The organism is Promicromonospora umidemergens (assembly GCF_024171995.1).
In the GTDB taxonomy this organism is placed as follows: domain Bacteria; phylum Actinomycetota; class Actinomycetes; order Actinomycetales; family Cellulomonadaceae; genus Promicromonospora; species Promicromonospora umidemergens.
In genome coordinates this window covers 68,215-86,102 of sequence record NZ_JAMTCT010000002.1, presented here as the reverse complement: position 1 = coordinate 86,102, position 17,888 = coordinate 68,215, and the positions used below count along the sequence as shown (strand labels likewise).

Below are 17,888 nucleotides of genomic sequence, written 5' to 3'. Positions count from 1 at the left end.
GATGTCAGGGCCGTCCGGTCCGCACCCGCCCGGTGTCGTACGCCCAGAGGGCTACCTCGACGCGGTTGCGCGCGCCGACCTTCGTCATGACGTTCGCGACGTGCGACTTGACGGTGCTCAGGGTGACGAACAGCTCGTGCGCGATCTCGGTGTTGGTCCGGCCGCGTGCCACCGCGCGCAGCACCTCCTCCTCGCGTGCGGTCAGCGGGTCGAGGGGTTGTGCGGGCGGCGCGGCGAGCCCGGCGTCGGCGAAGGCCCTGAGCAGGCGTGTCGTGACGCTCGGTGCGATGAGCGCGTCGCCGACGGCGGCGGCGCGCACGGCCTGGGCCAGGAGGGCCGGGCCCGCGTCCTTGAGCAGGAAGCCTCGCGCGCCCGCACGGAGGGCCGCGTAGACGTACTCGTCCAGGTCGAACGTCGTGATGACGACGACGGCGAGCGGGTCGGCGACTCCGGGGCCTGCCAGCATCCTGGTCGCCTCGATCCCGTCGAGCACGGGCATCCGGATGTCGAACAGGCAGACGTCGGGCCGGAGCTGCCTGGCGAGCTCGACCGCGGCTGCGCCGTCGGCCGCCTCACCGATGACCTCGATGCCGTCCTGGACGGCGAGGATCATGCTGAGGCCCGTGCGGACGATCTCCTGGTCGTCGGCGACCAGCACGGTCAGGGCGCGGCCCGCCGGGCGTTCCGGACCCGGCCCTGGTGTCGGGGCCGTCACGAGCGCCCGCCCGTCAGCGGGAGGACCGCCGCAACGGCCCATCCGCCCGCCGGCTCCGGGCCCGCGGTGACGTCGCCGCCCAGCTCCCGAGCACGCACCTGCATCCCGGCGATCCCGTTTCCGGGTGCGAACGGCGAGCTCGGCGGCCCGCCGTCGTCCCAGACGCGCAGCCGGAGCACCTCGGCCCCGACCGTGAGAGCGACCTCGACCCGCGTCCGTCCAGGCGCATGGCGGCGCGCGTTGGTGACCGACTCCTGCGCGATGCGATAGGCCGCCGCGCCGACGTCGGCCCGGACGCCACCGACCTCGCCCCGGACCGTGACGATCACGGGTGACGGCGGCCCGGCGGCCAGCCGGACGACGTCGGCGGCCTGCGGGCCGTGCTCGACGGGGCGGTTGCCGGGCGTGACAGGGTCGGGCGTGACAGGGTCGGGCGTGACAGGGTCGGGCGTGACAGGGTCGGGCGTGACAGGGTCGGGCGTGACAGGGTCGGGCGTGACAGGGCCGTCCGCGCCCGGCTCGTCCTCGCGCAGGGTGCGGACCAGGGCACGCATCTCCACGAGCGTGTCCTTCGCCTCGGTCTCGATGACGCGCAGCGCCGCTTCGAGCGGGTCGCCGCCGTCGCCGCCGTCGGAGCGACCTCGCCGGGCAGCGGCCTGAGCGAGGCCTGCCTGCGCTCGCACCGCGATGCCCGAGACGTGGTGTCCCACGACGTCGTGCATGTCCCGCGCGATGCGCTCCCGCTCCTGCGACCGTGCCTGCGCGAGCGCGCGCTGCCGGGCAGCCGCCCGAAAGCGGACCGCCAGCCCGGTGGCGCCGAGCGCCGCGACGACCGATGCCCCACCCAGCGCGTCGCCGCCCGTGTCGTGCCCCAGAGCCCAGGGCAGGCCGAGGGCGACGGCCAGGAGGCCGGCGCCGACGACGATGTTCCGCCCGCTCCCCCACCGGAACAGCGCGTAGATCAGTACGACGCCGAACACCGCCGTGACCAGGTCCCCGGTACGCCCCATGACCAGCATCACCACGGTCGTGACCACCGTCGTGGCGACCACGGGCAGCAGGGGGTGCGTCCGGCGCCAGAGCAGCGTGGGGATCAGGAGCAGCGCGGCAGCCACCTGGAGCCAGCGGCCCGGCAGGTCGGGCCGCACCATCCCCTCGATCACCACGGCCGGGACCAGAGCTCCCACCAGCGCCCAGTCCCGCCAGACGCGCAGCGGCGGATCAGCGGGTGGCGGCTCGTCCCAGACCGCGGACCAGGCTCGGCGTGCTCGGGCGAACGGGGTCCGGCGCGTTGTCACGGGGGGACCTGAGGACACGGCCCCAGCCTATGGGGCCGTGCTGGTGACCGTACCGGGCGAAAGTACGAGTGTGGTGAAACCGCTTGGCACACTATTTATATCGAGTGAGCTGTTGAGGGCGACGTCGCAGGGACTCGACGCGGTCTAGTGGGTGTGCTTGGCCGCCAGCTCGCGAAGGGTCGCGATCTCGGCCGGGATGTCCTCCGCCCCGTACACCGCCGAGCCCGCCACGAAGACGTTCGCGCCGGCGTCGGCCGCCCGCTCGATGGTGTCGCGGGACACCCCCCCGTCGACCTGGATCCACACGTCCAGGCCGGACTCGCTGACGGCCTCCCGTGCCCGGCGGATCTTCGGCAGGGTTCCCTCGATGAACGACTGCCCGCCGAATCCCGGCTCGACCGTCATCACCAGGATCATGTCGATCTCTGCGAGCAGGTCCAGATAGGGCTCCACCGGCGTCGCCGGCCGCAGGGCGACACCCGCGCGTGCGCCGAGCTTGCGCAGCTCCCGCGCCAGACGCACCGGCGCCTGCGCCGCCTCGGCGTGAAAGGTGACCGACGCAGCCCCCGCCTCCGCGAACTCGGGCGCCCACCGGTCGGGGTTCTCGATCATGAGGTGCGCGTCGAGCGGGATCGGCGAGACCTTCGCGAGCCGCTCGAAGATCGGCAGCCCCAGCGTCAGGTTCGGCACGAAGTGGTTGTCCATGACGTCGACGTGCGCGTAGTCGGCGTCGGCGATCCGGCCGAGGTCGCGCTCGAGGTTCGCGAAGTCGGCGGAGAGGATGCTCGGGGCGATGAGGGCTGCCATGATGCCAGCCTAGAGCGCGGCTCCCCGCACCACCGAACCGCGCGGTCTCTTCGGACAGGGAGCAATGATGATCCCCGAGGTGAACTACTGGGCAGTGCTCGTCGCCACGCTGTCCACGCTGGTCGTGGGCTCCGTCTGGTACACGCCCAAGGTGTTCGGCACCCGCTGGATGCGGCTGGCGAAGGTGGACCCGAAGGCGGCCGCGGCCGCGGGCATCTGGCCTATCGTCACGACCGTGGTGGTCAGCTTCCTGACCGCGTGGGTGCTCGCCGGTGCCGTCTACATCTCCTGGGAGTTCTACGAGGGCAGCTTCTTCACCGCTGCCGTCGTGACTGCCGTCCTGCTCTGGATCGGGTTCACGGCCGCTCGCATGATCACGCACGATGCCTTCGAGGGCCGCCCGCCCGCGCTCACGACACTGAACCTGGCGCACGAGCTGGTCACGATCCTGGTGATGGCCGTGATCATCGGGGTGTGGCCGCCGGCGGGCGTCTGACGGCCCGCTCCTGGAGGCGCACGTCTGACAGCGCGGCCGACAGCCCTTGCGAAGTTCACCCGCGTCACACCCCACAGATCGCGGCACCGCATCGGGACGCGCCGCTAGCCTCACGCCGTGGCAGAGCAGCGGAGGCCGGGTGGAGTGCGGATGAACCTCCGAGCGGTCAGAGATTCCAGCACGAGGGGCCTCGTCCTCACGATCTGCGTGGCCATCGCCTTCTCCGCGTTTCCCGCCTACGCCACGTTCCAGTACGTCCAGGACCGGCTGATCCTCGCCGAGCGTGGGGTGGAGGTGAACGCCTGGGTGGTTGCCTACGACCACGCGCGCAAGGCCCGGGACACGGTGGTCGTGCGACCCGACGACCCGCCGTACTTCGAGGCGACGCTCAACCGGTGGCCCGGCGACATCGCTTTCAACGATCGGCTCGACGTCGTCTTCGACCCCCGCCACCCGGGTCGGATCGTCGCCGTCGACGAACCGCTGGTCGACAGCCAGGTACTGCTCTTCGCAGGCCTCGACCTGGTCGCCCTCTACCTGCTGTTCCGTGGGCTCGTCGTGGGCCGCGAGCTCCGCCGGCGTGCACGGGCACTGCGGCCTGGAGACATCGTCCCCCGACGTGACGATCCTCCCGCACGCCCGCGACCTCGTCTCCGTACCGGACTGCAGGATCTCCTGACCGGATGGAAGGCACCCCGGATCGTCCTCCTGTTGGTCATCACTCCCGTTCTCTGCACGGCGGTCGCCGGCCTGCTGGCCGCGAGCGCCGTCAGCGACGCGGCGGCGCTGCGGCGCTCCGGCGTCGCCGTCCGGGCGGTCGTCGTGAAGAGCGTCTGGGACGGCGGGGGCAGGCTCGAGGTCCGGTTCCCGATCCAGGACGGCACGAAGCGCAGCGCGGAGGTCGCGGTGCGGGGCAACGGCTACTACGAGGGCGATTCGGTCGATGTGGTCCACGAGCCGGCCGACCCGGCCGACGCCCGGCTGGTCGGACCGAACAGCGGGGGCTCGCCGCCGTGGGTCCACGTCACCGGTTTCGTCGCGGTCGCTGCGGCAACGGCCGTGACCGTCCCGACAGCTGTCGGTGCGCTCGTCCGTAGGGCCCGGTCCCGGGCCAGCACCGACGCGGCCCGGCCATGAAGCACGTGCCGGCGGCCACGGGCTCGACGTGCGGTTCTCGTTGCCGGACGGCACCCAGGTAAGGACCAGCGTCACGCCACAGGACCGCGTCTCCTTCGAGGGCGACACCCTGGACGTCCTCTACCAGCCCGACGCACCCCGCAACGTTCAGGTGACCGGTGATCCCGGCTGGCAGATCCAGGCACGGCTCGTCGTCGGCGCCTTCGTCGTGTGTGCTGTCGGGTCAACGGTGGCTGTCCCCGTGGCTGTCGCCGAGCTGGTGCGACGCGCCCGTCGAGCCCGTGCGGCCCCGGTCACGGCCGACGGTCCGGGCGCGGGCTGACGACGGCACCGGGTCAGCGTCGGTCCATCTTCCGCAGCAGCGTCAGGTGCATCGCGTCCGTCCCGTGGACGTGCGGCCAGAGCTGTACGTCGTCGCGGTCCGACAGCGGGATCTCGTCGGCGCCGCCGCCGGCACGCACTGCCGACCGCACGGCGGCGGGCGTGTCGAGGCGCTCGACGTCGTCGCGCTTCTTCAGCACGTCGGAAACCACGAGCTGCGTCTCGGCGAGGTGCGGAGAGCACGTCACGTAGGCCACCACTCCCCCGGGTCGCACGGCGTCCAGCGCCGAGGCGAGCAGCTCGCGCTGGAGCGCGGTGAGCGCACCGAGGTCCGACGGCGTGCGCCGCCACCGGCTCTCGGGCCGACGGCGGAGCGCGCCCAGCCCGGTGCACGGCGCGTCGACGAGCACGCGGTCGTAGGCGCCCGGTTCGTCGGCGCCGACCTCGCGCCCGTCGCCGGTCCGGACCTCCTCGACCGCGCCGTCGGGCAGCGCGGCGAGGGTCTTCTCCACCAGGCGGGCGCGGTGCGGCGCCACCTCGTTGGCGACCAGCGTCGCGCCGCGCTGCGCGGCCAGCGCCGCCAGCAGGGCCGCCTTGCCGCCCGGTCCGGCGCACAGATCCAGCCAGCGCTCGTCCCGGCCCTCCAGAGGCGCGCCGGCCAGCGCGAGGGTCACGAGCTGGGAGCCCTCGTCCTGCACGCCGGCAAGCCCTTCTCGGACCGCGGGAATCCCGGACGGGTCGGAACCCTCCAGTCGGAGTGCGGTGGACGCCCAGCGGCCTGCGACGAGGTCGACGTCGCCCCAGGCGGCCTCGTCGGACACGTCGACAAGGCCGGGCCGGGCCACCAGGGTGACGCGCGGCGACACGTTGTCCGCTGCCAGCAGGTCGCCGATCTCGTCGGCGTCGCGCCCGTTGCCCGCCAGCGCCTCGCGCATGGCCCGGGCGATCCACAGCGGGTGCGACTCGGTGGCCGCGAGGCCGGTCAGCGCGTCCGGTGCCTCCTTCTCGAGAATCGACAGCCATTCGTCGAGCGGACGCTCCGAGACCCGGCGCAGCACCGCGTTGACCATCTGTGCGGGTCCGGCGCCCACGCGGTTGCGTGCCAGGCCCACCGTCTCGGAGACGGCGGCGTGCACGGGGACGCGCATGCCGAGCACCTGGTGCGCGCCGAGCCGCAGCGCGTCGAGCAGGGCCGGGTCCAGGCCGGGCAGCGGGCGGTCGACGCAGGTCGCAAGGATCGCGTCGTACCGGCCGCGGAGGCGCAGCGTGCCGTAGGTCAGCTCGGTCGCGAACCCGGCGTCGCGCCCGCGGATGTGCCGCTCGCGCAGCAGCGGGGGCAGCACCAGGTTCGCGTACGCGTCCGACTCGTCGACCTCACGCAGCACGTCGAACGCGGCCATCCGGGCCGGGTCGGTGCGCTTGCGACGCTCCGACGGCGCCTGCGACGTGCGTGACCGGTCGTCGCCCCGGGACCGCGATGCCGACCGCTGGCGCCCGGAGGAGTTGCGGCGGTCGTCGTCGAAGCTCCGGCCGCCGTCGCGCGGTCCGCCGTCCTGCGATCCAGCGTTGCCGCCGTCTCCCTCGTACCCGCTCATGCCGACACCTCCGTCGCGCCCGTCATGGAGCCGCCCAGCTCGAGGCCCGCCTCGACGAGCGGGCGCCCTGCGCCACGGGCCCAGTCGGGTGCGGGCATCGCCTTCTTCCCGACGGGTCGTACCTCGCCGAGCGCGACGGCGTGCGTGGCCGTCCCGACCAGGACCTCGTGCTTCAGCGCACGCACCTCGCCGGGCCGCAGGTCGGTGACCTCCTGCCGCACCGCGACGGGACCGAGCCCCAGCCGGGAGCCGTCCGGCAGCACCGTCCACGCGCCGGGAGCCGGCGTGCAGCCCCGCACGAGGCGGTCGACCGCGAGCGCCGGTGCCGTCCAGGCGACGCGGGCGTCGTCGGTGGTGAGCTTGGGGGCGACGGAGACGCCGTCGGCGGGCTGGGGCTGCGGCTGCAGGGTGCCGTCCTCCAGGGCGTCGAGGGTGGCGACGAGGAGCTCGGCGCCGGAGACGGCGAGACGGCCGAGGAGGTCGCCCGACGTGTCGGTGGGACGGATGGTCTCGGTGGCCGTGCCGAGCACGGGGCCGGTGTCCATGCCCTCGTCGAGCAGGAACGTGGTGGCGCCCGTGACCTCGTCGCCGGCGATCACGGCGCGCTGCACGGGGGCGGCTCCGCGCCAGGCGGGGAGCACGGAGAAGTGCAGGTTGATCCAGCCGAGGCGGGGCACCGCGAGCACGGCGGGCCGCAGGATGTGCCCGTAGGCGACGACGGGGGCGGCGTCGATCTCCAGCTCGCGCAGGCGTGCGATGAACTCGTCGCCGCGCGGGACGTCGGTCAGGACGGGGATCCCTGCCTCCTCTGCGCGGACGCGCACGGGGCTCGGCGTGAGCTTGCGGCCGCGGCCCGACGGCGCGTCGGCGCGGGTCAGGACGGCCACGACCTCGTGGCGCGAGCCGATCAGTGCCTCGAGCGAGGCGACGGCGGGTTCGGGGGTTCCTGCGAAGAGAAGACGCACCGGGCCAGTCTAGGTTCGGCACGCCGCACGCGGGTTCTCGCGCGGGGTGCAAGGGCCGTGGTCCTCGGCACAGAGTCGCTGTACCAGCGCTACCAGCGCCTTTCCGGTCGGAGGACCATGATGCGTCGAACCGTGCGGCGGACCCGGCTCGTCCCACACGGGCTCGTCCCCCAGGTGCTCGTGCTGCTCGCCGGTGGGCTGCTGGCGGGGTGCGCCGCCGGTCCGGGGAGCGCTGGTGGCTGCGGCAGCGGCGCAGGGGCACGTGCTGGCGATGCCGGCTTCGCGGAGGTGCTCGCCCTGCCCGCGCCGACCGCCGACTACGCCTGGTACCCGGGGACGGTGACCGCCGCCCTGCCATCGGTCACGTACACCGGCGACGGGGCAGGGGACTCGCGTGCCTCCGAGCTGGCCGCTGTCGGCCGGTTCACCGGCTGGGCACCCGGCGATCCGGCTCATCCGAGCCTCCAGGAGATCGACCTGACGTTCGAGGTCGACGAGGTCGTCGACTCCCTGGGCGACCTGACGGTGCTCGAGGGCGGCACGGTCACGGTGCACGTCAGCATCGACGGTTGCGCGGACGTCGACCGGGTGGCCGAGGAGCTCCTCGGGCTGGACGACCTGGTCCTGTTCCTGAACCACGTGGGTCCGGAGCCCTGGCCGCCGCCGGAGTGGGTCATCGTGTTCGACGGCGCCTTCCTTGGCGACGTGCACGGCGACGGCGCGATCACGTGGCCCGTCGCGGAGGCGATAGCGGCGAACAACGCCGCCGACCACCACCCCGAGGCCGACGCAGGCACGCTCGACGGTCTCCGGGCGGCGGCCGCGGAGGAACGCACCGTGGATCTCTCCACGCATTGATGCGGCCCGGCAGCCCCAGCTACTCCGCGACGGGGAGTCCCAGGGCGCGCAGGTCCTTGCGGAGGGCCTCGGTGGTCGTGAAGACCACGCCGTGGAAGCCGACGCCGCGCGCCGCGTCCACGTTCACGTCCTTGTCGTCGATGAACACGGCGCGGGCCGGGTCGACCCCGAACCGCTCGACGACCAGCTCGAAGATGCGGCGGTCTGGCTTGGCCATGCCCTCGCGGCCGGACACGATGACGTCCTCCATCAGCCCGATCGCGGGCGCGGCGGGCTCGGCGCTGTGGAACGTCTCGGCCTGCCAGTTCGTCAGCCCGTACAGCCGCAGCCCGAGCCCCTTGAGCTCGGCGACCAGCTCGGCCGACCCGTCGATCGGCCCGATGAGCGACAGCTCGTAGTGCTCCACGTACCGGCGCAGGTCCTCGACCAGGTCGGGGCGAGTCCGCTCCACGCGTTCGAGCAGCACCGCGTAGGGCGTCCCTGCGTCGGCGGCGTGGTTGATCGAGGCGAAGTCCACAGCCTCGAAGAACGCCTCGATCTCGGCCCGTGGCCGGCCCACGTACGGGCCGAAGGGGTCCCAGCCGATCAGCACGTTGCCGAAGTCGTAGACGACGGTGTCGATCGCCGGACCATCTTCTGCGGCGGGCTGGGTCACGGGGCTGGTCGTCAAAGCATCTCCTTGGGGTCGAGCTGGACACGGACCGTGCCGCCCTCGCGACGTGCGGAGCGGACGGCAAGACTTGCCTTGAGCCTACGGGCCATCTCGTCGCCCTGGGTGAGCGGTACGCGCAGCACCGTCCGTACGGGCAGGTCCAAGGCCTGGACCGCGGCTCGGCCCGCGCCGCTGCCTCTGCCGCCCGACGGTGCTCCGGTGCCCCGGCCGGCCGGTCCTCGCCCCGCGGCGTCGGGGTCGACCTCGACCGGCCCCAGCACGCCCGAACCGGTTCCCGGGTCCTCCCGCAGCCCGACTCGCGCGACGACCGCGTCGACCGCCGTCCGGTCCCCGGTCACTGCGGCGACCCGCACGGCAGGGGGCAGGTGCAGCTCGGCCCGCTCGTCCAGCTCGCGCTCCGCGAAGCCCGCGGGGTCCCAGCGCACCAGGGCCTGGGTCGGTCCCGGTGCGCCGTCGCCGACGAGCAGGACCTGCCCCCGCGGCCCTGGACGCACCAGCGACGCGGCCGCCAGCCAGCGGTGCAGCGCCTCCGTGCCGGCGGCGAGGCCTGTTCCGCCCGTCATCACCGCGGCGTCCAGCAGGAGCGCCGTGGCGTACCCGGTCTCGGCGACCGGCTCGGCACCGGGCGTCGCCACGACGAGCGCCGGCGTGGCCGGGACGGCGTCGAGCACCCCGCCGGGGGCCGACGCCGACGACAGCCGCACCGGCACGCCCGTGAACGCGCGCCCGAGTTCCTCGGCGGTGCGTGCGGACCCGACGCGGACCGACCGGAGGCCCGTCCAGCCGCACTCCTCGCAGTGCCAGCCGCCCGCGAGCCGCCCGCACCAGGTGCACTGCGGGGCGCCGTCGGCGTGCGGCAGGCCCAGCGGGCCGTGGCAGTGCCCGCAGCGGGCTGCCACCCGGCACCGCGAGCACGCCACGACGGGCAGGTAGCCGGACCGTGGCACCTGCACCAGCACGGGACCGTGCTCCAGGGCGTCCCGGGCGGCCTTCCAGGCGGCCGACGGCAGGCGGGCCGCCGCCGCGGCGCCGTCCCGCGCGAGCTCGACGGAGGTCAGGGCCCGCACCCGCGGCGCACGAGAGCGCACCACGTCCCGGGTAGCCGCCAGCTCGCGCGCCCAGCCCGAGGCCAGCAGAGCCTGCGCCTGCACCGTGCGGCCCGGTGAGCCCAGCAGGAACGCCGCACCCTCCCGCTCGGCACGGAGCGCCAGCACCTCGCGGGCGTGCGGGTAGGGGGCGTGCGGCTCGGCGAGCGTCTCCTCGCCGTCGCCCCAGAGGACCACCAGCCCGAGATCGGCGACCGGAGCGAACATCGCGGCCCGCGTGCCCACCACAACCCGCGCGGTCCCGCGCAGCGCCCGCAGGAACGCGCGGTAGCGAGGTGCGGGCCCGTCGTCGGCGAGAAGCCGCACGACGTCGTCCTCATCGAGCCCCGCGCCCGCCAGCGCGGCGGTCACTCGCGCGACGTCCCGGGCGTCCGGCACGACCATCAGCACCCCGCGCCCGCCGGCGGTGCACGCCCGCACCGCCTGCGCGACGGCGGCGGCCCAGTGCGGCGTGCCGTTGCCCGCGCGGCCGGAGGCGGGGCTCGTGTCCGTGCTCGTGTCCGTGCTGGTGTCCGTGCCCACGCCTGACAGCGCCGACCAGACGGCCCGCGGCGCCTCGCCCGCCTGGATGCGGCGCAGGTACGCCTCTCCCCCGCGGTACGGGGCCCAGGCGGACGACCCCGGTGGCGTCGTGGAGCCGTCCGTCGCGGGCTGCTCGGCCGCCGGCTCCTTCTCCACGCGCGCGTGGCGGGGAGGCAGCGCCAGGCGCAGCACGTCGGCGAGCGTGCCCGCGTACCGGTCCGCGACCGCCCTGCACAGCTCCAGCACCTGCGGCGTCAGAACCTGCTCGCCGGACACCACCTTGCGCAGCGGCACGAGGCGGCCGTCGTGGTCGGAGGTCTCCTGGCGTGCCACGACGTACCCGGCGACGTCCTGCCGCCCGAACCGCGCCTTGATGCGGACGCCGGGCTGGGCCTCCTCGGCCATAGTGGCCGGGACCAGGTAGTCGTACGGCTGGTCGAGGTGCGCGGGCTGCAGGTCGAGCACGACCCGGGCCACCGGAAGGGTCGCGCTGATCGGGATGCCGTTGGTCTCCGCCTTGTCGAGCGGGTTCTCGCCACGGCCGCGTCCACGGGCGGGCGCCGCGCCCACCTCGTCCAGCGCGAGGAGTGCGCCGTCCGGCAGCTCGTCGTGCTCCGCGGCCTCGCTCTGCACAGCCTCGTCCTGCACGGCCTCGCTCTGCACCGCCTCGTCTGGCGACACCGCCTGCCCCACGTCCCCGTTCACGTCCCTATCCCACCACGCGCCACCGACACCTCGAGGCAGAGAGCCGACCTCGAGGCAAGGTGCCGGTCAGCAGCCGTCAGAAGAGGCTCAGCAGGTCCTCGACGCGGTCCGTGCGCTCCCACGTGAAGTTGGGCAGGTCGCGCCCGAAGTGCCCGTACGTCGACGTCGCGCGGTAGATCGGCCGCAGCAGGTCGAGGTCGCGCACGATGGCGGCAGGGCGCAGGTCGAACACCTCACGGATCGCCGACGTGATCAGCTCGACGGGAACGGTCTCGGTACCGAAGGTCTCGACGTACAGGCCCACGGGGTGCGCCTTGCCGATCGCGTAGGCGACCTGCGCCTCGCAGCGCCTCGCCAGCCCTGCCGCGACCACGTTCTTGGCCACCCAGCGCATGGCGTACGCCGCGGACCGGTCCACCTTGGACGGGTCCTTGCCCGAGAACGCGCCACCACCGTGCCGCGCCATGCCGCCGTAGGTGTCGACGATGATCTTGCGGCCCGTCAGGCCGGCGTCGCCCTGCGGCCCGCCGATGACGAACTTGCCGGTCGGGTTCACGAACTGCTGCGCGCCGGACCAGTCCAGGCCCGCGGCGTCCAGCACGGGGGCGATGACGGTCTCGGCCACCTCGACGTGCAGCTTCTCCTGCTGGACGTCGGCGTCGTGCTGCGTGGAGAGCACCACCGTGTCGATCGCGACGGGGCGGTCGCCGTCGTACCCGACGGTCACCTGGGTCTTGCCGTCCGGGCGCAGGCCCAGCAGCTCGCCCGACTTGCGCACGGCGGCCAGGCGCTCCGAGAGGCGGTGCGCCAGCCATCCGGCCACGGGCATCAGGGAGGGCGTCTCGTCCGACGCGTAGCCGAACATGAGCCCCTGGTCGCCCGCACCCTGCGCGTCCATGGGGTCGAGGTCACCCGTGTCGTTCCGCATCTCCAGGGCCTTGTCGACGCCCTGTGCGATGTCGGGCGACTGCTGGCCGATCGAGACGGAGACACCGCACGAGTCGCCGTCGAACCCGATGGCCGAGGACGTGTAGCCGATCCCGCGCACCACGTCCCGCACGATCTGCGGGATCTCGACGTAGGCCTCGGTCGTGACCTCACCCGCGACGTGCACCAGACCGGTGGTGACCATGGTCTCGACCGCCACGCGCGACGCCGGGTCCTGTTCCAGCAGGGCGTCGAGGATGGCGTCGCTGATCTGATCACAGACCTTGTCCGGATGACCCTCGGTCACGGACTCGGACGTGAAAAGGCGCAGCTCGCTCATGGGTACCAGCCTACGGTCTCGCACAGCGAACAGTCGATCCTGAAAGGTGAGACGGGGGTCACGGTCGAGCCGAGAGCTACGGCAGCAGCTTGACGACGGCGTCCCACAGGGCGTCCGCCACCTCGCGCTTGGACCCGGCGGCCTGCCCGACGACGTCGCCGGCCCCGTCCAGGACCGTGACCTCGTTGCTGTCCGTACCGAAGCCGCGACCGGAGCCGACGGCGTTGACCGCGATCAGGTCGGCACCCTTGCGCCGGGCCTTGGCGCGACCGTGCTCGAGCACCGTCCCGGAGGCGTCGCCCGTCTCCGCGGCGAAGCCCACCACCACCTGACCGGACCGCAGCCGCACGCGGGCGAGCTCCGCGAGGATGTCCGGGTTCTCGACCAGCTCGATCGGCGCGGGGCCCTGGCCAGGAACCTTCTTGATCTTGGCGTCAGGCGTGGCGGCCGGGCGGAAGTCCGCCACCGCGGCGGCCATCACCACGACGTCCGCGTCCGCACCCGCGGCGCGCACGGCGTCACGCAGCTCAGCCGTCGACTCGACCTGCACGACGGCGCAGGGCCGCTCGCCCGTCCGGACCTGGTCGGTCACGTCCTGCGCGAGGTTCGCCGCCACCAGGGTCACGTGGGCGCCGCGCGCAGCGGCCGCCTGGGCGAGCGCGACCCCCTGCCTGCCGCTCGACCGGTTGCCGATGAACCGCACGGGATCGATCAGCTCCCTGGTGCCGCCCGCCGAGACGACGACGTGGCGCCCCGCCAGGTCCTGGGGCTGGGGCGGGGTCCCGACGGGCCCGACGAGCGAGAGCGCCTCGCGCGCGATGTCCTCCGGCTCGGGCAGCCGGCCGGGGCCCGTGTCGGTGCCGGTCAGCCGGCCCGCCGCCGGCTCGATCACGTGCACGCCCCGCTCGCGCAGGGTGGCGACGTTCGCCCGTGTCGCGGGGTGGTCCCACATCTCGGTGTGCATCGCCGGGGCGAACACCACCGGGCAGCGGGCCGCCAGCAGAGTCGTGGTCAGGAGGTCGTCGGCAAGGCCGAGCACGGCGCGCGCCATGAAGTCGGCGGTCGCAGGGGCGACGATCACGAGGTCGGCGCCCTTGCCCAGCGCCACGTGCTGCACGCCGGGCACGTCGTCGAACACCTCGGTGCTGACCGGCTCGCCCGACAGCGCCTCGAAGGTCGGGGCACCCACGAACTCGAGGGCGGCACGCGTGGGGATGACCCGCACGGCGTGCCCCTGCTCGCGCAGCAGGCGCAGCAGGAGCACCGCCTTGTACGCGGCGATCCCCCCGCTCACGCCGAGGAGGATCCTCATCGGTGGTCGCCCTTCGGCACGCTCGACGGCACGCTCATCTGACAGCTCGGGTACCGCGGGTCAAGCCCCGGTCAGGCCGGGAACTCGGGCAGCGGCTGCTCGGCCTTCGCGGCCGCCGCGGCGTCGGCCTGGGCCTGAACCTCCGCCGGGTCGACCTCCTCGATCGTGAGGAGGCCCTGGGTGATCTCGCGCATCGCGATGGAGAGCGGCTTCTCCTGGTTGCGGGTCTCGACGAGCGGGCCCACGTTCTCCAGCAGGCCCTCGTTGAGCTGCGAGTAGTAAGCGTTGATCTGACGGGCACGCATGGACGCGTACAGCACGAGGCCGTACTTCGAGTCGATGCGCTCGAGCAGCTCGTCGATCGGCGGGTCGGTGATGCCCTCGGGGGCTGCGACGGTTCCGGCCATGATGAAGCTCCAGAAGTCTTAAGGTGAGTGGGAGAAAGTCCGAAGGAAGAGTCTACCTGCTCTGCCGCTCGGAGATGTCGGGCGAGATGCCCGCCCTAGCCGGCGACAGGTGTGGAGGAACCCACACCCATGACGGAGACGAGCTCGTCGGTGGCGCGGTGGACGTTGTCGTTCACGATCGTGACGTCGAACTCCTCCTCCGCCGCGAGCTCGACCCGGGCGGTCGCGAGCCGACGCTCACGCTCCTCGGAGTCCTCCGTGCCGCGGCCCACGAGCCGGCGTACCAGCTCGTCGAAGCTCGGCGGCGCGAGGAAGACGAATCGGGCCTGCAGGCCCGAGGTCGTGACAGCGGAACGCACCTGGCGCGCACCCTGGAGGTCGATCTCCAGGAGGACGGGCACCCCTGCGGCGAGCTTCTGCTCGACAGGGCGACGTGGCGTTCCATAGCGGTTGCGACCGTGCACCACTGCCCACTCGAGCATCTCCCCGGCGGCGACCATGCGGTCGAACTCCTCCGGCGACACGAACAGGTAGTGCACTCCGTCCACCTCGCCCGGGCGTGGCGACCGGGTGGTCGCCGACACGGACAGCCAGACTTGCGGATAACGGTCCCGCACATCAGCGGAGACCGTGCCCTTGCCCACTGCTGTGGGGCCTGCGAGCACGGTCAGCCGTGCGGGTTGTGTCGTACTGATCTCAGCCAAACCTCTCGATGAGCGCCGCCGACTGGTGCGGTCCGAGGCCTCGGACGCGGCGGGTCTCGGCGATCCCGATCTCTTCCATGATCGCCTTGGCCTTAACCTTACCGACCCCCGGCAGCGACTCGAGCAACGAGACGACCTTGAGCTTGCCGACGACGTCGTCCTGCTGCCCCTGCTCGATGACCTCCTTGAGAGACCCTTGCGAGTGCTTGAGCTTGTTCTTGATCTCTGCCCGCGCGCGTCGCGCCTCGGCTGCCTTCTCGAGTGCTGCCGCACGCTGCTCGGGTGTGAGTGGAGGTAGTGCCACGCAAGTCACCTACTCGTGTCTCGACCGGTCTCCTGGCTCGGACACCCCTGGTCCTCGCTCGGGCCAGATGCCCAAGTCCGTGACCTGGTCCGCAACCGGTCTGGTGTGAACTGCTGCATCGAAAGTAGCCACCGCGTCAGTGGTCGGCAATCGCAGAACCCCACTTCGTGAAAATTCATGCAGAACCGCGATCAGCCATTTAACATATAACGCACGAAAAGACCCCCATTTGCGACCGTTGAGGCCGCGAGAGCACTGAACGGACCCGGGACTTCCGACCACCTTGCCTGGCCTTCGCGGACCCGCACCGCGCCCCGTCCTGGCTTCGGTCCTGCCCGCCGCCAGCGGGTGACCTGTCGGCGGCGAGCTGGACAGACCATTGACGCAGGATCGACCGTCACCGTAACGTCCATCGACACTGACACCGATGTCATGGCCAGAGGAGTGCCGCGTGCCCCGAAGCAGCAGATCGATGAATCGTCTCGCCTCGCTCACCGCAACCTTTACCGCAGCCTTCGCCCTCTCCACCGCCCTCGCCGTCGGCGGGCCGGCCGGCCCGCTCCCCGCGCTGGCCCAGGACCCTCCGGGTTCTGCCGACCGGTCGACCTGGGTCGGCACCTGGTCAGCGGCCCCCAACGGCGGCACCAGCCCCGACGGGTACGCCGGGTTCACGATCCGCAACCTCGTGCATACCAGCGTCGGGGGCGACCGCGTCCGGGTGAAGCTGTCCAACGCGTTCGGCACCGAGCCGGTCCTGGTGGAGCACACCACTGTCGGCATCCAGCGGCTGCCCGGGTCGGCCGCCGTCGCCGAGGGCACCCTGCGCGACGTCACCTTCGACGGGACCGCGGCCGTCACGATCCCCGCCGGCGCCGAGATCTACAGCGATCCGGTCGCGCTCCGCCTCGGCGCCGCGTCCGACCTCTTCGTCACCACGTTCACCCCCGAACCCTCGGGGCCGGTCACCTACCACGCCGAGGGCCTCGCGACGTCGTACTTCGCCACCGACGGCACGGACCATGCCGCCAGCGTGGACGGGAGCGCGCTGACCGAGACCACCACCGCGCTGCACTACGTGACCGAGGTCGACGTCGAGCCGGGGCGGAGCCCGGGCGCCGTCGTCACACTTGGGGACTCGATCACCGACGGAGTGGGTTCACGAAAGGACATGAACCGCCGCTACCCCGACGTGCTCGCGGCACGGCTGCGCGCGGAAGGTGGCGACCTGGCGCGGATCGGCGTGCTGAACGCCGGCATCAGCGGGAACCGGGTGCTGCTCGACGGTGCGGGGGTGCGCGCGACCGAACGCGTGGAGCGCGACGTCCTGCAGCGGGCCGGTGCCAGCAGCGTGATCGTGCTGCTGGGGATCAACGACATCCAGCAGGACCCCCACCAGCTCGACGCCGACAAGATCATCGCCGGCCTCCGGCAGATCGCCCGCGACTCCCGGGACGCCGGTCTGACGGTGATCGGTGGCACCATCACCCCGTTCAAGGGCTGGTACAGCTACAGCCCCGAGCAGGAGGCCACCCGACAGGCGGTGAACGACTGGGTCCGGACCAGCGACGAGCTCGATGCCGTCGTCGACTTCGACGAGACGATCCGTGACCCCGAGGATCCCCAGCGGATGCTGCCGCGCTACGACAGCGGCGACCACCTCCATCCCGGCGAGGCGGGCCTGGCGGCGATGGCGGGCGCCGTCGACCTGTCGGTGCTCGGCACGCCGGGCAAGGTCCGCCCCGGCAAGCCCGCACCGGTGGAGCGCTCGGTCGGCGTCGCGAGCTCCCCGCAGTCCGCCGTGGCCCTCGCGGGGCGACCCGCCGAGGTCGACTTCCGCGTCCGGGCCGTCGTCCAGAAGCCGGGCTCCGTCACCGGCACCCTGACCACCGTCGTCGACGGCGAGCGCACCGTGACCCCGTTCGAGGCGACCAGCGGCGGTCGGCTGACCCAGGTCGACCTCAGCCCGGCGGTACGGCTGCCGGAAGACGCCGCCCCCGGCACCAGGACCGTCCGGTTCGAGCTCGCCGTGGAAGGTGTCGGCCGGGCCGTCACGACCTCCCAGCTGGAGCTGGTGGGCGTCGGTTGCGCTCAGGACGACGACGTCTGCCCGGTCGAGCTCGACCACGACCACGACTCGATCGCCAGCGCGGCCGACGACAGCGACGGCAACTTCGACGGGCAGGGGTGGAGCTACGCGGCGGAGACCCTGCCGGCACCCGGGACGACCCTGCTGGCCGAGATGGCGTACGCGTTCCCGAGCGGCGCCGACGGCGACGACAACACCGTCGTGGCCGACGGGAAGACTGTCGACCTCCCCGACCTGAGATCGGACCGGCTGCACGTGCTGGCGGCCGCCGGCAACGGTTCGGTGAACGAGACCGCGACGGTCACGTACACCGACGGCAGCACCGAGACGGTCTCGCTCGCCGTCAGCGACTGGGCCCAGGGCGCCCAGAGCGGCGAGCAGGTGGCGGTACGAGCCCCGTACCGGCTGCGCGCCGGGGTGGGGCGTGATGGTCCCGCGGTCAGCATCTTCAGCCGCGCGAGCGAGCTCGACCCGTCCCGGACGGCGGCCACCCTCACCCTGCCGGACGAGTCCAGGCTGAAGATCTTCGCCCTCACCCTGGAGCAGACGGCGCCGTAGCCGAGATCCCGACGGCTCTCCCGGCCGGACCTGCTCGGCCCGGCCGGGAGAG

Annotated in this window: 17 protein-coding genes; 5 read left to right on the top strand and 12 right to left on the bottom strand. The window is 73.0% G+C overall.

The genetic code is table 11. The annotated features are described in order from the left end of the window. Positions 1 to 4: 4 nt before the first annotated feature. The 3 genes from APR04_RS03910 to rpe all read right to left on the bottom strand — a co-directional run bounded on the left by APR04_RS03910 (position 5) and on the right by rpe (position 2,820). Entirely contained in the window at positions 5 to 715 is a 711-nt protein-coding gene (locus tag APR04_RS03910) for a response regulator (RefSeq protein ID WP_372496060.1), read from the bottom strand. Further along, complete coding sequence (locus tag APR04_RS03905) at positions 712 to 2,013, bottom strand: sensor histidine kinase (RefSeq protein ID WP_253868090.1); 1,302 nt, start codon at positions 2,011 to 2,013, stop codon at positions 712 to 714. The genes APR04_RS03910 and APR04_RS03905 overlap by 4 nt, the downstream gene beginning before the upstream one ends. A gap of 144 nt (positions 2,014 to 2,157) precedes the next feature. After that, on the bottom strand, positions 2,158 to 2,820 hold the full coding sequence (gene rpe, locus APR04_RS03900) for a ribulose-phosphate 3-epimerase (protein ID WP_253868089.1): 663 nt from the start codon (positions 2,818 to 2,820) through the stop codon (positions 2,158 to 2,160). 67 nt (positions 2,821 to 2,887) lie between these two features. Here rpe and APR04_RS03895 point away from each other — a divergent pair, with 67 nt between their 5' ends. The 3 genes from APR04_RS03895 to APR04_RS03885 all read left to right on the top strand — a co-directional run bounded on the left by APR04_RS03895 (position 2,888) and on the right by APR04_RS03885 (position 4,775). Continuing rightward, positions 2,888 to 3,316, top strand: a complete 429-nt coding sequence (locus APR04_RS03895) for a DUF1761 domain-containing protein (RefSeq protein ID WP_253868088.1) — start codon at positions 2,888 to 2,890, stop codon at positions 3,314 to 3,316. Positions 3,317 to 3,466: 150 nt separating this feature from the next. Beyond that, positions 3,467 to 4,453: a DUF3592 domain-containing protein gene (locus APR04_RS03890; protein WP_253868087.1), complete on the top strand. Its 987-nt coding sequence runs from the start codon at positions 3,467 to 3,469 to the stop codon at positions 4,451 to 4,453. Between the two features lie 28 nt (positions 4,454 to 4,481). Continuing rightward, the gene (locus APR04_RS03885) at positions 4,482 to 4,775 is read left to right on the top strand and encodes a hypothetical protein (protein WP_253868086.1); all 294 of its coding nucleotides are present in this window, start codon (positions 4,482 to 4,484) and stop codon (positions 4,773 to 4,775) included. Positions 4,776 to 4,788: 13 nt separating this feature from the next. On the opposite strand, the gene APR04_RS03880 is transcribed toward APR04_RS03885, so the two are convergent. Continuing rightward, positions 4,789 to 6,369 carry an RsmB/NOP family class I SAM-dependent RNA methyltransferase gene (locus tag APR04_RS03880; RefSeq protein ID WP_253868085.1) on the bottom strand — a complete coding sequence of 527 codons (1,581 nt, stop codon included), beginning with the start codon at positions 6,367 to 6,369 and terminating at the stop codon, positions 4,789 to 4,791. Next, positions 6,366 to 7,334 carry a methionyl-tRNA formyltransferase gene (gene fmt, locus APR04_RS03875; RefSeq protein ID WP_253868084.1) on the bottom strand — a complete coding sequence of 323 codons (969 nt, stop codon included), beginning with the start codon at positions 7,332 to 7,334 and terminating at the stop codon, positions 6,366 to 6,368. The genes APR04_RS03880 and fmt overlap by 4 nt, the downstream gene beginning before the upstream one ends. Before the next feature lie 120 nt (positions 7,335 to 7,454). Here fmt and APR04_RS03870 point away from each other — a divergent pair, with 120 nt between their 5' ends. Further along, positions 7,455 to 8,192: a hypothetical protein gene (locus tag APR04_RS03870; protein WP_253868083.1), complete on the top strand. Its 738-nt coding sequence runs from the start codon at positions 7,455 to 7,457 to the stop codon at positions 8,190 to 8,192. A 19-nt stretch (positions 8,193 to 8,211) separates the two neighbouring features. On the opposite strand, the gene APR04_RS03865 is transcribed toward APR04_RS03870, so the two are convergent. From APR04_RS03865 to mihF, 7 genes are all read right to left on the bottom strand, one after another. Next, positions 8,212 to 8,862, bottom strand: a complete 651-nt coding sequence (locus APR04_RS03865) for an HAD family hydrolase (RefSeq protein WP_253868082.1) — start codon at positions 8,860 to 8,862, stop codon at positions 8,212 to 8,214. Beyond that, entirely contained in the window at positions 8,859 to 11,096 is a 2,238-nt protein-coding gene (locus APR04_RS03860; protein WP_301312120.1) for a primosomal protein N', read from the bottom strand. The genes APR04_RS03865 and APR04_RS03860 overlap by 4 nt, the downstream gene beginning before the upstream one ends. A gap of 178 nt (positions 11,097 to 11,274) precedes the next feature. Further along, positions 11,275 to 12,465 (bottom strand): methionine adenosyltransferase, encoded by a 1,191-nt coding sequence (metK, locus tag APR04_RS03855; RefSeq protein ID WP_253868081.1) that lies wholly within the window; start codon positions 12,463 to 12,465, stop codon positions 11,275 to 11,277. 76 nt (positions 12,466 to 12,541) lie between these two features. After that, positions 12,542 to 13,777 carry a bifunctional phosphopantothenoylcysteine decarboxylase/phosphopantothenate--cysteine ligase CoaBC gene (gene coaBC / locus APR04_RS03850; protein WP_253868080.1) on the bottom strand — a complete coding sequence of 412 codons (1,236 nt, stop codon included), beginning with the start codon at positions 13,775 to 13,777 and terminating at the stop codon, positions 12,542 to 12,544. A gap of 71 nt (positions 13,778 to 13,848) precedes the next feature. Beyond that, positions 13,849 to 14,184 carry a DNA-directed RNA polymerase subunit omega gene (gene rpoZ, locus APR04_RS03845; protein ID WP_129788923.1) on the bottom strand — a complete coding sequence of 112 codons (336 nt, stop codon included), beginning with the start codon at positions 14,182 to 14,184 and terminating at the stop codon, positions 13,849 to 13,851. A 95-nt stretch (positions 14,185 to 14,279) separates the two neighbouring features. Next, positions 14,280 to 14,879 carry a guanylate kinase gene (gene gmk, locus APR04_RS03840; protein ID WP_372496066.1) on the bottom strand — a complete coding sequence of 200 codons (600 nt, stop codon included), beginning with the start codon at positions 14,877 to 14,879 and terminating at the stop codon, positions 14,280 to 14,282. A 1-nt stretch (position 14,880) separates the two neighbouring features. Next, entirely contained in the window at positions 14,881 to 15,192 is a 312-nt protein-coding gene (gene mihF, locus APR04_RS03835; protein ID WP_253868078.1) for an integration host factor, actinobacterial type, read from the bottom strand. 472 nt (positions 15,193 to 15,664) lie between these two features. Here mihF and APR04_RS03830 point away from each other — a divergent pair, with 472 nt between their 5' ends. Beyond that, on the top strand, positions 15,665 to 17,836 hold the full coding sequence (locus tag APR04_RS03830) for an SGNH/GDSL hydrolase family protein (protein ID WP_253868077.1): 2,172 nt from the start codon (positions 15,665 to 15,667) through the stop codon (positions 17,834 to 17,836). Positions 17,837 to 17,888 lie beyond the last annotated feature (52 nt).

What these genes read in the sequence shown, in the direction of transcription:
- APR04_RS03830 (WP_253868077.1), top strand. Translation starts at nt 15,665, where the DNA reads ATGAATCGTCTCGCCTCGCTCACCGCAACCTTTACCGCAGCCTTCGCC.
- APR04_RS03895 (WP_253868088.1), top strand. Translation starts at nt 2,888, where the DNA reads ATGATCCCCGAGGTGAACTACTGGGCAGTGCTCGTCGCCACGCTGTCC.
- APR04_RS03870 (WP_253868083.1), top strand. Translation starts at nt 7,455, where the DNA reads ATGCGTCGAACCGTGCGGCGGACCCGGCTCGTCCCACACGGGCTCGTC.
- APR04_RS03890 (WP_253868087.1), top strand. Translation starts at nt 3,467, where the DNA reads ATGAACCTCCGAGCGGTCAGAGATTCCAGCACGAGGGGCCTCGTCCTC.
- rpe (WP_253868089.1), bottom strand. Translation starts at nt 2,820, where the DNA reads ATGGCAGCCCTCATCGCCCCGAGCATCCTCTCCGCCGACTTCGCGAAC.
- coaBC (WP_253868080.1), bottom strand. Translation starts at nt 13,777, where the DNA reads ATGAGGATCCTCCTCGGCGTGAGCGGGGGGATCGCCGCGTACAAGGCG.
- APR04_RS03880 (WP_253868085.1), bottom strand. Translation starts at nt 6,369, where the DNA reads ATGAGCGGGTACGAGGGAGACGGCGGCAACGCTGGATCGCAGGACGGC.
- rpoZ (WP_129788923.1), bottom strand. Translation starts at nt 14,184, where the DNA reads ATGGCCGGAACCGTCGCAGCCCCCGAGGGCATCACCGACCCGCCGATC.
- metK (WP_253868081.1), bottom strand. Translation starts at nt 12,465, where the DNA reads ATGAGCGAGCTGCGCCTTTTCACGTCCGAGTCCGTGACCGAGGGTCAT.